Below are 13,138 nucleotides of genomic sequence, written 5' to 3' on the forward strand. Positions count from 1 at the left end.
CAGGCATTTGTCACCATTGCCGGATGCTGCGTGAACGCCTTATCCGGCCTACAAATGGCGCAAGAATCAGTAGGCCTGATAAGACGCGCGAGCGTCGCATCAGGCATTTGTCACCATTGCCGGATGCTGCGTGAACGCCTTATCCGGCCTACAAATGGCGCAAGAATCAGTAGGCCTGATAAGACGCGCGAGCGTCGCATCAGGCATTTGTCACCATTGCCGGATGCGGCGAGAACGCCTTATCCGGCCTGCGAATGGTGCAAGAATCAGTAGGCCTGATAAGACGCGCGAGCGTCGCATCAGGCATTTGTCACCATTGCCGGATGCGGCGAGAACGCCTTATCCGGCCTGCAAATGGCACGAGAATTGTAGGCCTGATAAGCGTAGCGCATCAGGCAGTCTGGCGTTGGTCATAACCCCATCATCCTCTGTAGCGGACATAACAACATGAAAGAACTTGTGGTCGTTGCCATTGGTGGCAACAGCATTATCAAAGATAACGCCAGCCAGTCGATTGAGCATCAGGCGGAGGCGGTGAAAGCCGTCGCCGATACGGTGCTGGAAATGCTGGCTTCCGATTACGACATTGTGCTGACCCACGGCAATGGGCCGCAGGTCGGTCTGGATTTACGCCGCGCGGAGATTGCCCATGAGCGAGAAGGGCTGCCCCTAACGCCGCTGGCGAACTGTGTGGCAGATACGCAAGGCGGCATTGGCTACCTGATCCAACAGGCGCTGAATAACCGGCTTGCCCGCCACGGCGAGAAAAAAGCCGTCACCGTGGTGACTCAGGTGGAAGTGGATAAAAACGATCCGGGTTTTGCTCATCCCACCAAACCTATTGGCGCATTCTTCAGTGAAACCCAGCGTGACGCATTACAAAAGGCAAACCCTGACTGGCGTTTTGTAGAAGATGCCGGACGGGGCTATCGCCGCGTTGTCGCCTCGCCGGAACCGAAACGTATTGTCGAAGCACCTGCTATTAAAGCGCTGATCCAACAGGGCTTTGTGGTGATTGGTGCGGGCGGCGGCGGCATTCCGGTGGTACGCAGCGAAGCGGGGGATTACCAAAGCGTGGACGCGGTTATCGACAAAGATCTCTCTACCGCGCTACTGGCGCGTGAAATTCACGCCGACATTCTGGTGATCACCACCGGTGTGGAAAAAGTGTGTATCCACTTTGGCAAACCGCAGCAGCAGGCGCTGGATCGCGTAGATATTGCCACTATGACCCGTTATATGCAGGAAGGGCATTTCCCGCCCGGCAGCATGTTGCCAAAAATCATCGCCAGCCTGACGTTCCTGGAACAGGGCGGCAAAGAAGTGATTATCACCACGCCGGAATGCCTGCCCGCGGCGCTGCGCGGTGAAACGGGCACTCATATTATTAAAACGTAAGGACGTAAGATGAAAGAAAGCAATAGCCGCCGTGAGTTTCTGAGCCAGAGCGGTAAGATGGTCACCGCCGCCGCGCTGTTTGGTACGTCTGTGCCGCTTGCCCATGCGGCAGCCTCTGACACAATCCACTGCGAAGCGAACAACACCATGAAAATCACTGACCCGCATTACTATCTCGACAACGTGCTGCTGGAAAACGGTTTTGACTACGAAAACGGCGTGGCGGTGCAGACCCGCACGGCGCGCCAGACCGTGGAGATTCAGGACGGCAAAATTGTTGCGCTGCGCGAGAACAAGCAGCATCCGGACGCCACGCTGCCGCACTATGACGCTGGCGGTAAGTTGATGTTGCCCACCACCCGCGACATGCATATTCATCTCGACAAAACCTTTTACGGCGGGCCGTGGCGTTCACTCAATCGCCCGGCAGGCACCACCATCCAGGACATGATCAAGCTCGAGCAGAAAATGCTGCCGGAGCTGCAACCGTACACTCAGGAGCGGGCGGAAAAACTGATCGATTTATTGCAGTCGAAAGGCACCACCATTGCCCGCAGCCACTGCAATATCGAACCGGTTTCCGGCCTGAAAAATCTGCAAAATTTGCAGGCGGTGCTGGCGCGACGTCAGGCGGGCTTCGAGTGTGAAATTGTCGCCTTCCCGCAGCACGGTTTGCTGCTGTCGAAATCGGAACCCTTAATGCGCGAAGCGATGCAGGCAGGCGCGCATTACGTCGGCGGCCTGGACCCGACCAGTGTTGATGGTGCGATGGAAAAATCTCTCGACACCATGTTCCAGATTGCGCTGGACTATGACAAAGGCGTCGATATTCACCTGCACGAAACCACTCCGGCGGGCGTGGCGGCCATCAATTATATGGTTGAAACGGTAGAGAAAACGCCGCAACTAAAAGGCAAGCTGACCATCAGCCACGCCTTTGCGCTGGCCATGCTCAACGAGCAACAGGTAGATGAACTGGCGCACCGGATGGCGGCGCAGCAAATTTCTATCGCCTCGACGGTGCCGATTGGCACGTTGCATATGCCGCTCAAGCAGCTACACGACAAGGGCGTAAAAGTGATGACCGGCACCGACAGCGTTATTGATCACTGGTCGCCTTACGGCCTGGGCGACATGCTGGAGAAAGCCAATTTGTACGCGCAGCTTTATATTCGCCCTAACGAACAAAACCTGTCCCGTTCGCTGTTTTTAGCCACTGGTGACGTTTTGCCGCTGAATGAAAAAGGCGAGCGCGTCTGGCCAAAAGCGCAGGATGACGCCAGTTTTGTGCTGGTGGATGCCTCCTGTTCCGCCGAGGCGGTGGCGCGTATCTCGCCGCGCACGGCGACGTTCCATAAAGGACAACTGGTATGGGGGAGTGTGACAGGGTGATGTGCATTTGACGCGTTTGTAACGGCGAGCAGTAACCCCAGGGATGGGGGCGCCTGAATATGGCTTTGTTGGCTTTGATTCTCCTGAACATGAGAAATAGTGTGTGGTTCCACTAACCACACAGCAAATCTTACGAGTCGCCTTAAGCATTCGGCAACGCATAATACTTCACCGGTTTACCATCTTCATTTCCATCAACATGCGGCTGGTCTGTAACGGCTTATCCAGCATATTTTGCTGGAATTGGCCGAGCGCCTGACGGGCGTCCTTAATTGCGACTTTTGCGGCATTAAGCGATTGTTGTTCCATTTTCGCAAAATGAATTTATTGGCGTTGGTGGTATTCGTTTTTGTCGGCGTTCAGTAGCAGAGCAACCAGCGTTTCATCGCCCTTAATGTCAATCTCACTCATTTAATTGTCTCGTTGAATAGTGACTGGACGTTATTAGAAGCCGCGCACTCCATGAAAAAGTTTCATCCGTAAGCCCGGCGGCAAAAAATAAAATCCACAATCTTTGTGTCAAAAAGCATAAATTCTGTGAATTATTCCCATCAAGCGATTTAAATTTCTTACGCATGTGTTTGATCAATGTTTTTATGAGATATATAACGTTTTGTAGATGTAAAAATCGAGACTTTTCCTATAATGAGCGGGCGGTTTTTTTCCTTGCTGGTGATGTTCTGCCCTGCAAATTTCTTTTCCTTCACTCAAGGTATTTAGATGTTTTCGCTGACTTCGTTCCTCGACACGTTAACCTCTGTTAATCCAGAAAATGTGCCGATTTATGTCGCTATTGTGGTTGGGGTTTTGTTGTTGGGTTTCATTGTCCGTTACGCTATTCCTTCATTTAGGGTTTCAGCACGCTTTAAACAAAAAGCGAAAGCAATTCGGCTACTTGGCAATGAAAAACCGGCACAACAACTCGAAAAATTAGACGCGTTATTCTCTGATAAATTTTTTGCGCACCCCTGGAGCGAATTTAAAGAGTCTCTACATCGCCAGTTTGAGTTTGATGAAAACAGCGGGCAAAAAAAAATTAGCGCCATCCGCTCAACGGCTCCGTCGTCAGCATGGTTTACGGAACCATTATTAGTCGAAATTCCTCTCTATACAGAAGCGTTTAAACATCTCCCTGGCATCCTGACCGGAATTGGGATTATCGGCACCTTTTCGGGGCTGATGATTGGTTTGCACCATTTTGACCCCAGCACGCCAGAGCAGGTCAGCGCCAGTGTCGCTAACCTTTTACGCGACGTTCTGTATGCGTTTTTAGGTTCGGCATTTGCTATTACGTTCTCTATTCTGGTCACCATGTTTGAAAAATGGCGACTGGCGCAATGTTATAAAAATCTTGAACTCCTTACCGCCAGCATTGACCAGCTTTTTGAAGGCGGCGTCGGTGAAGATTACCTTTCGCAACTTCTTTCCAGTACTAAAGAAAACACCACCCATGCGAGGCAACTTAAGGATGGTCTGGTCACTGACCTGCGTGAAATGCTGCAAAACCTGGTAGATAGCCAGATGCGGGAAAATGAAAAGCTGGCAGAGACATTATCAACGACATATCGCGAGTCAGGCCAACAGTTTGCTGAACAGGTCAGTGGCGCTATTGAAACCAGTCTGAAAAATCCGCTGGATAAAATTGCTGGTGTGGTGCAAACCGCTTCCGGCGATCAGAGCCATCGTGTGCAGTCGATGCTGGAGAACGTCCTGACTGCCTTTATGAGCAAAATGGATAACACCTTTGGTCAGCAGTTCACCACCATGCAGGAGATGATGGGGCGTTCTGTGGAAGCCATTCAGTCGATGCAAAGCGGTTTTTCTACGTTGTTGCAGGATATGCGTCAGGCCGGGGATGACTCACGTCAGGGCAGCGCGCAACTGATCTCTCAACTGTTAAGCGAAATGAAAAGCGGTCAGCAGGAGATGCAGGCAGGGATGAATGAGATGCTGCGTAGTTTGCAGGAGTCCGTTGCCCGTATTGGCGCAGAAGGTGAGGGTGCGGGCGAACGGATGGCACAACAACTGGAAAAAATCTTTGCCGACAGTGAAGCGCGTGAAAAAGCGATGGCGGAACAGATGCGCGCTTTTATTGAGGCTATCCAGTCCAGTGTTCAGCAAGGGCAAAATGAAACCATGGAAAAAATGGCAGCTTCTGTGGATACGCTTGGCAGTCATATGGCAACGCTTTTCGCACAACTGGAAAATGGCCAGCAGCAACTTAATCAGCAGCAAAATCAGGCGCAAAATCTGCTGATAGGCAATATGAGCAAAGGGGTGGAAGCGCTGACGCAAAACCTGGCGGGCGTATTCAGCCAACTGGAGTCCGGGCAAAAACAGATGAGCCAGACTCAGGAACAAGGGCAACGCGTGCTGCATGAAGAGACTCAGCAGCTCCTGGCACGTAGCGAAGCGCGTGAGCAGGCGGCGGCCGAGCAACAACAACAGTTTATGACGTCGTTACAGCAAACCATGCATTCCAGCCAGGATACCCTGCGAGAGAAAATGACCAGCGGTATTGATCAATTGGGTAGCCAACTTGGCAGCCTGTTTGGACAACTGGAAGAAGGTCAGAAGTCGCTCAGTCAGCAACAGCAATCAGCGCAGAGTGCGTTGCAACAGGAAGCGCAGCGAATCATTGGTCAGCTTGAAAGTCAGGTTGAGTCGCTGATGCAGATGCTACGTGAACAGCAATCAGCCTCTGGCGAGTTGCTGCAACGGATGGCGCAAAACACCACGCGCCATCTGGAAGAGATACAAACAGGAGCCGACAAAATGCGCGTGGCCGCCGACCGCTTTGAAGCCGCGGGCGATCGCGTTGCCGAGGCTAATCAATTGACCGCCGAGGTGCTGAATAGCACGCAACAGGCAGGGCGCACGCTTTCCGGTGCCAGCGCGGAGTTGGGGGCATTGATTGCTGATTATCGTAATACCCGTGAAGTCGTGGCGAATGCCATAACCGCACTCGAAACGCTGATTAACCGTAGCCATGATGAACAATCATCCCGCAGCCGTTTTGTTGACGATCTGAAGGCGTATTCCGAACGCCTGCAACAATATAACCGCGAGGCTCAGGAGTTCCTGCATAACATTGCCGAGGTGATGGGAACCAGTTTTGAATCCTTTACGACCGGGGTGGAAAACGGCCTGAATCGTTCACTACAGGAGATGGATACGCAACTGACTAAAGCGGCAGGAGCCTTAAGTTCTTCGGTTGAGATTATCGGTGAAAGCGTGGATACGCTGGAAACGGTACTCCGTCATCGTCGCGCGTAAGGAACAGGCTGATGTTTAACCGGGTATTTAATGGCAGGCAACGGCGCAGCGATGAAGCGGAAAAACCTTTCTGGATCTCCTATGCAGATCTGATGACTGCCATGATGGTGTTGTTTCTGGTGGTGATGGTGGCGTCGCTTAGCTCTGTTACGCAGCGAATTCAGCAGGCGGAAGCCGGGGAGAGATCGCGCGGGCATGATATCGCTCGCCTGTGTGAAAAACTTGAACTTCAGGCAAAAAATCTCAACAAGACGATTCAGGTTGACTGCCATGATAACCGTATCAGCTTTGGTGAAGCAGGGCGTTTTGAGCACAATCGCTTCGCGCTTAACGCCGAAGGATTACAGGCGCTACAGGATGTGGTGCCGTTAGTGCTGGAGGCGGCAAATAGCGATGAAGGCAAAAAATGGTTTAAGCAAATTGTTATAGAAGGTTTTACGGATACCGATGGTTCTTATCTCTATAACTTGCATCTTTCGTTGCAACGCTCGGAGTGGGTGATGTGCAGTTTGCTGGATAGCAGAAGCGCGCTACAGCAAAAAATAACCCCGGAACAGCAAGTCCAGATCCGCAAATTATTTCTGGCGGGTGGGGTTTCGTTCAACAATGCGAAAGAGAGCAAAGAGGCCAGCCGTCGCGTAGAACTGCGGATGCAATTCTTTGGCCTGAAAGACAAAAAGCACGATGAAAGCATGGATGTTGTTCCAGGCATTAGCCAGGAAACCTGTCAGCTAGGAATCATGCAATGACTTCCGCTATTGAAAAACTGAAAACCCGCTTACTTCCCTACAGAGAGCAGAACGCGCAGCCGACGGTAAGTCACGCTTTTAACTATCTTCAGCGCGTTATCGCGCAACTTGAGAGAAAGGTAGATGCTCGCGCGGTGAAGATGGTTCCCCCTCTGGAGAAACGCCGACAGGCCATTGCCCGACTGCGTGCGGGGGAGATGCCAAAGCCCTTCGAATGGAAGATGATTTTTTTTGGCCTCAATGACGTAGCAGAAGGCGATCTGTTTGAAATTGCATTGATGGATGATGCAACAAACTTTGCGAGAATTATCGCTGAAATTGAACAAAAAATTGCGCAGCGGCGGTTAACGCGGCGGGAATGGCTGGCGTTATGTACCAGCTACTTTGGTCATGCCAGCGATACGCCAGAAAAGAATCCGCAGTGGCTGCAGCTACGCACGAAGATTTACCAAGGTTTTCAACAGATTAAGGAGCGTGCGCCGCGTCAGATGTCCTGGATGTCGGTCATTGACACCTATAGCGATATTTTTACCGATAATGCAGGGTTTCTTCTCGGACAACAGCTCGGGCGCGGAGAAATAACGGATATTTCGGTGCTGGAGAAAGTTGCGCAAATTCCGCAAACCAGTTGGTTATGGCGCAAAATTGTTAACCACCTGGTCAATGAGATTTTTCGCCAGAATGACGATGATTTTCAGCAGAAAATTAATTCGCTTATCGCGTTAAGCCGCCAGCTTACGCGGTTTAAAGATAATATTCTGGCAGCCACTTTGACCCGTTATTATCAGTCGGCTTTTAAACATCAAACACATTTCGAACTCAAGCAATTGGCCCTGGAATATTGGGGAAATCCGCAGTTAACCAGTCGTAATAAAAGCTGGCAGGTTCACGTTGAAAATCCCGTATTACTGATGGTGCAAGGGTGGTTCGCCAAAGACGACCTGAAACTGTTCTTTGAGTTGCTGAAAGGCAATCGGGATGTTGACCATGCGCGCCTGTTCTACTGGCTACGTTTTGCCAATCAGATGAGCTATACGCGCATTGTGCTGGGCGAAGAGGCGCTGCGATCCAAAGATGCCGATTATGTTGAGTTCAGGGCGAAAAACGCAGGGCGATTAAGCCGCCTGCAAGGCTCTGGTTCACGCGATAACAATGCCATGATTATGCGCATTGGCGATTATCTGTTTGTCGAATTTTCGAAAGTGGGGGCGATGTATGCCTACCATATGGGGAATGCGCCCTTTAATCCGGAAACCGGCATTCTTGATATTGATTATGATCTGAAAGATAAGCGGAATAACCGGCGCAAAGTCCGGTTGCGTTTACCGCATTTGTCGCCGGTATTTCGCTACTCACTCAACCGAATTGAAGGTTGGATGAGCCGATATGACGAAGAACTTCGTAAGTTGGGCATTGATTACGTTGCGGAAGATGTAAATCAGCCCTCTGTCACTTTGGATGCCTCCCGCTTCAATGCGTCAAAGACCGTGAGTCGGCCAGAGCCTGCATCGTTGCCTGAACATGAAGTCAGTGATGCAAAGTCAGACCGGGAAGAGCAAATCAACATCATCGCCTCAGCGTTAAAAGCCAAAAAAGAGCTACCTGGCCGGGAACAGCAAATCCGGGAGGTTATTCGTTCGGTCGATTGTAAAGTGATGGATAAACGAGGGCTGGGGGGCGCAATCCACATTCAGTTCAATGAGCCTGACCATGAAGCGGCGCAAAAATTACTCAGCCTCGGGTTTAAACCGGTGCTGGGTAAACTTACTTACTGGAGCAAATAGTGTTCAAAAAATTGTTGGGTAAATTTATTAAAGAGAATACCTCACTACCCGCTTCATTTGTGCCGCTGTATGTAATGAAAGAGGAGGGCTTTGCTTTCCCCTTTAGTCTTGCTGATAGTGAAGATAACTGGCCTGTCGCCTCATGTCTGGAACAGCTTCATGAGGAAGATTATGTTTCACACTGGTCTGATTGCTGGTTTCTTAGCTGGGATGATTTTTATCGCATCCGGAAAAATGATGACTATGCCAGCAGCCTGGCGATTTTCGCTTTTCCTCCACAGCGCAATCTGACGGCTCATCTTGCTGCAACGGGAAGTATTAGCGATGATACTTTTCGCGTTTTCATTGATAAATGGACGCAGCCCGACGACTATCGCCCCGTCGGAATAACTTGCACGGGAGCCAGCTTTTCCTCTGCGGAAGGCACCTTTGTGTTAAGCGAAGAGAACTGGCAGCTTCTGGACGCACTACAGCAACTCAGATTGCAGCAGCGACAGACGCCGGGCGAAACGGTCAACCAAACCAGTTGGGCTAAAATACGGCGGCAGGCCAAAAAAGCAGGGGCAAAACTGGATGACTATCTCGCAAAAACGATCGTTATCAGGCCAGAATCGTTACAGTTAAAACTGCGAAAATCGCTGGTGGTAGATACTCCGGTACTGGAAATTGAACCGGTTTTTGATGAGCAGCCTGCAAACTGGTTACAGATTTTTGACCGTACGCAACAGGTGCAGGATCGTTACCGTGTTTTAGGGGATGATGGTGTCTTAAATCATGTCATTCTTTCTCCTGAAGTCAAAGACGTCCTGACCTCCGTGCACGCTATTACCGGGCGTCGCGTGGCGGGGGATGATGCGCTCTCATTTGTTCGCAATCCCTACACCTGGATTGGTGAAGAGGCGAGCCAGGTGCTCGATCCTGACGTTTACGAGCAGAATTTACAGGACGCCGGGATCTACTTTTATGATTTTCGTCTGGAGCCGCAGATCGATGAAAACAGGCAAATTGCATCTGTAACGCTTTTTCTCAGCCCCAGAACTGAACAATCCGTGCCGGATGAAACCTATATCTTTAAACGCCCAGGTGAACTGGCGGCGTTGCTCTCTGAACTGGAACAAAAGTTAGCGGCACAACTGCCCGCCGGAGTCTGGCAGGGTTACGATCTGGAGCTTTCCAGATTCAGCCAGGAAGAACTGCAAGGTTATCAGGCGTTGCTTGAAAACTGGCAGCAACAGGCGGCGGGAATGAATTTTACCCACGTTCTCGATCTCAACAAATACAGTGACCGGGTTATCGGGATCGGTGAATTTGAAAAAATCAGTTCGCCTTATCTGGTCAAAAGTGAAAGTGAAAAATGGCTTCCGGAGAACCTTGCGCAAGAGATGTGCGAGGTCATGTTCTCTGGCTGGGATCTCGATAATCATCAACATTTTCAGGAACTGGAAGAGCGGCTGGAAGAGGCAAAAGCCACGGATGCGCCGGAAGTTGCCATGCCCTGGAACGACAACCTTTTGCCTCGCGAAGAAGCAGAAATTTTCCACGATAAATGGAAAAAGAAAATCGATGGCGAAACAAATGATGGCGTAAGCAGTGAACCGGTTAGTCGTGCCGTTCTGCTGATAGAACAAAATATTGAGCAGGCGCTGTATGTTAAACAACGGCGGGATTCCTTGCTCGGCGCACATCAGGCAGAAGTCGAACTGCCGATGATCCTCAAAACGTCCATTCAGCTACGTGAACATCAGCGTAAAGGGGTGGCGTGGCTCCAACAGTTGTATCTAAAGTCGCCAACCGAGACGGCGGGATGTTTACTGGCGGACGATATGGGGTTGGGTAAAACCTTACAGATTTTAACCTTTCTCATCTGGCATCGAGAACGTTTCCCGGATGCGCCCCCCTCGCTGATTGTTGCTCCGGTATCGTTACTCGATAACTGGGAACGTGAGGTCGGGAATTTCTTCCTGCGCGAGCAGGTGTCGATTTTAAAACTCTATGGTAATGAGCTTAAGGCGAAGAAGTGCGCGAAAGAGAGCATTCCTCAGGCACTTAAAAGCAAGGGCATTAAGAACTTACTGCAAAATGACTGGGTGGGTGACGCGCATATTGTTCTTACTACCTACGAGACGTTGCGCGATCAGGAATTTTCCCTGGCTCGTCAGCCCTGGTCCATAATGGTGTGCGACGAAGCGCAGAAAATCAAAAATCCGGCGGCATTAATAACCCAATCGGCAAAAGCCATTCAGGCGCAATTTAAAGTCGCATGTACCGGAACACCAGTCGAAAACACCCTTGTCGATCTGTGGTGTTTATTTGACTTCGTTCAGCCGGGGTTGTTGGGGGCTTTAAATAATTTTGGTAAAGATTATCTGCGCCCCATTGAGCAACAGAATGATAATGCTGTCCTCGAATCGCTACGCAAATTAATAGAACCGCAGACACTGCGCCGCACCAAAGAAGAAGTAGCGAAAGATCTGCCGGATAAGATTGAAGATCAGTACTGTAAACAGTTGAATATGCTGCCATTGCAACGGGATCTCTATACCCACTCGGTTGTAAGCTGGCAAAACCAACAGGAGATCAGCGAAGGGCTGGATCAACGAGGCTCAGGTATGCTGGGGTTGCTGCATCGGTTGAAACTTATTTGCGCATGGCCTTATTCCGTAAGTGCAGATTTGCGCTTACGTAACGATGCTCCGAAAGTAAAATGGCTGCTGGAGACGTTAAACACCATTCGCCAGTCATCTGATGACAAAGTGATTATTTTTACGGAACTGCGCGATATTCAACGAGAGCTGCAACATCTGATTGCGCAGCATTTTGGCTTTAAGCCTTTTATTATTAATGGTGATACCAGCACCAAATCTGGCAGTGACCAAAATCGTCAGAGCCTGATCGATGCATTTCAATCAACGCCAGGTTTTAACGTTATTATTTTATCCACCATCGCCGTTGGGTTTGGCGTCAATGTCCAAAAAGCGAATCATGTCATCCACTTTACCCGCTGTTGGAATCCGGCGAAGGAAGATCAGGCGACTGACAGAGCCTACCGCATTGGGCAGCAGAAAGATGTTTACGTCTATTATCCGACAGTGCGTGATAGCCAGTTAATGACTTTTGAAGAAACGCTGGATGAATTACTGAACCGACGCAGAGCGTTGGCCAGAGATATGCTCAAAGGGGCAAGCGATCTGACCGCCGCAGATTTTGAAGCGGTGCTGGCGGGCGCTCCCCCGACATAGGGAACGCAATGGTTGATGACAAGACTTAAAAGAGCGCGAAGTTGCCCCCTTCTATAACCCTGAATATGCCGGGGCAGGGCAAGTCAACCGACAGGGATTCGGTGTTGCTTGGTTTATGAATAATAAATATATTTTGTGAATGTATGAGTTGACATTTATATGAAAAAAATCATAATTCCATCAAGTTTGCATGGGGCGCTTTCTGTATCTTATGCATCGCACCAAAGCCTGACAGCGAATAATACTGTAAGGCTCATATCAAAAACCGCCATTAGCTCATCAGGAAGAGCAGACGACAACCAGGATTGTTGTATGGTACGGGGTTCGAGGCCTCGATGGCGGTCCAACTTCTCAATTAAGTTGATGACCTGGATATACCATTATCAGCTCATCGCTGTGTTACCCCTTCATAAATCAGCCGTAGCGCGAAGACACCGATAATTGCACCAATAATCCGACTGGCGACATGCTGCATACGCCCGTATGCGCGACGCACGGTCGGTAAAGAAAACGCCTGGCTAAGAAATACACGCCAGATAACAGACGCGAGCACAATTCCTGCCCAGGCCATTAAACGCGCCCAGGTCGGCGTTTCTGCATTTAACGTCACTGAGAAGATACTGATAAAAAATAAAACTGTTTGTGGATTAGAGAGATCGGTAATTAATCCACGGCGGAAAAATACATACCACGGGGCACTAAGGGGCTGTTGTAGCGCGCTCATCTGTGGTGTTGATTGTCGGCGCATACTGTTCCAGGCAAACCATAAGAGATAAGTGCCGCCGACGATTTTAATGAGTGAGAAAATCTCTTCACACTGGGTAATGAGCGTTGCCATTCCAAACAACCCCAGCCCGGAATAGATGGCATCGCCCAACGCGACACCAAGCCCGGTGAGTACGCCCGCGCGACGGCCTGAAGCCAGACTGGTTTGAACCACGACAAAGAGATTTGCCCCGGGATTAAAAAAGGTGATAACGAACAGTCCAACGGTCAGGTAAACGGCGTGCAAAGGAACCATAGTGATTTCACTCATAAATAAGCTGAATTAACTTCATCATATTTATAGTAAAAATGACTGAATGCGAGCGCGATCACAAAGAACGCGGATCTAAAAAGAGTGCCACCTGTACGCGACAGGCGGCAAAGTGGCATCAAAAGAGATATTTCATACCCAGCATTCCCTGGGTATCGCTGTAACCGTTGTCACCCAACTGCTGGGCGACGTTGCCCCACAGTTGCAGACGCGGATTAAGCTGACCTTCCACCCCGACTTTTAACTCACCGATGTTACGCGCAC

The 13,138-nt window shown here is 50.2% G+C and carries 10 protein-coding genes; 7 read left to right on the plus strand and 3 right to left on the minus strand.

Annotated elements, in window-relative coordinates; all coding sequences use genetic code 11:
• From C7B16_RS25705 to C7B16_RS22740, 3 genes are all read left to right on the plus strand, one after another.
• A partial coding sequence (locus C7B16_RS25705; RefSeq protein WP_219906389.1) for a hypothetical protein occupies positions 1–273 on the plus strand: 273 nt, incomplete at its 5' end.
• A 174-nt stretch (positions 274–447) separates the two neighbouring features.
• The gene (locus tag C7B16_RS22735) at positions 448–1,398 is read left to right on the plus strand and encodes a carbamate kinase family protein (RefSeq protein ID WP_000661655.1); all 951 of its coding nucleotides are present in this window, start codon (positions 448–450) and stop codon (positions 1,396–1,398) included.
• Positions 1,399–1,407: 9 nt separating this feature from the next.
• On the plus strand, positions 1,408–2,790 hold the full coding sequence (locus C7B16_RS22740) for an amidohydrolase family protein (RefSeq protein WP_001515825.1): 1,383 nt from the start codon (positions 1,408–1,410) through the stop codon (positions 2,788–2,790).
• A gap of 168 nt (positions 2,791–2,958) precedes the next feature.
• Here the strand turns inward: C7B16_RS22740 and C7B16_RS22745 are convergent, their stop codons facing one another.
• Entirely contained in the window at positions 2,959–3,099 is a 141-nt protein-coding gene (locus tag C7B16_RS22745) for a hypothetical protein (RefSeq protein WP_258182607.1), read from the minus strand.
• A 411-nt stretch (positions 3,100–3,510) separates the two neighbouring features.
• Between C7B16_RS22745 and zorA1 the strand changes: the two genes are divergently transcribed.
• The 4 genes from zorA1 to zorD are packed head-to-tail and all read left to right on the plus strand — an operon-like array spanning position 3,511 to position 11,838.
• Positions 3,511–6,066 carry a type I Zorya anti-phage system protein ZorA1 gene (gene zorA1, locus C7B16_RS22750; RefSeq protein WP_107180187.1) on the plus strand — a complete coding sequence of 852 codons (2,556 nt, stop codon included), beginning with the start codon at positions 3,511–3,513 and terminating at the stop codon, positions 6,064–6,066.
• Between the two features lie 11 nt (positions 6,067–6,077).
• A complete protein-coding gene (gene zorB1, locus C7B16_RS22755) occupies positions 6,078–6,815 on the plus strand; it encodes a type I Zorya anti-phage system protein ZorB1 (protein ID WP_001515827.1) in 738 nt (245 codons plus the stop codon).
• Entirely contained in the window at positions 6,812–8,599 is a 1,788-nt protein-coding gene (gene zorC, locus C7B16_RS22760) for a type I Zorya anti-phage system protein ZorC (RefSeq protein ID WP_107180188.1), read from the plus strand. The genes zorB1 and zorC overlap by 4 nt, the downstream gene beginning before the upstream one ends.
• Positions 8,599–11,838, plus strand: coding sequence for a type I Zorya anti-phage system protein ZorD (gene zorD, locus C7B16_RS22765; protein WP_107180189.1), 3,240 nt, complete (start codon positions 8,599–8,601; stop codon positions 11,836–11,838). The genes zorC and zorD overlap by 1 nt, the downstream gene beginning before the upstream one ends.
• A gap of 388 nt (positions 11,839–12,226) precedes the next feature.
• Here zorD and C7B16_RS22770 read toward each other — a convergent pair whose 3' ends face one another.
• Positions 12,227–12,859 (minus strand): LysE family transporter, encoded by a 633-nt coding sequence (locus C7B16_RS22770; RefSeq protein WP_000249004.1) that lies wholly within the window; start codon positions 12,857–12,859, stop codon positions 12,227–12,229.
• Positions 12,860–12,992: 133 nt separating this feature from the next.
• On the minus strand, positions 12,993–13,138 hold a 146-nt coding region (locus C7B16_RS22775; protein ID WP_123059915.1), incomplete at its 5' end, for an autotransporter outer membrane beta-barrel domain-containing protein.

Origin of the sequence: Escherichia sp. 20412-1 (assembly GCF_003027595.1) — a bacterium.
GTDB lineage: Bacteria > Pseudomonadota > Gammaproteobacteria > Enterobacterales > Enterobacteriaceae > Escherichia > Escherichia marmotae.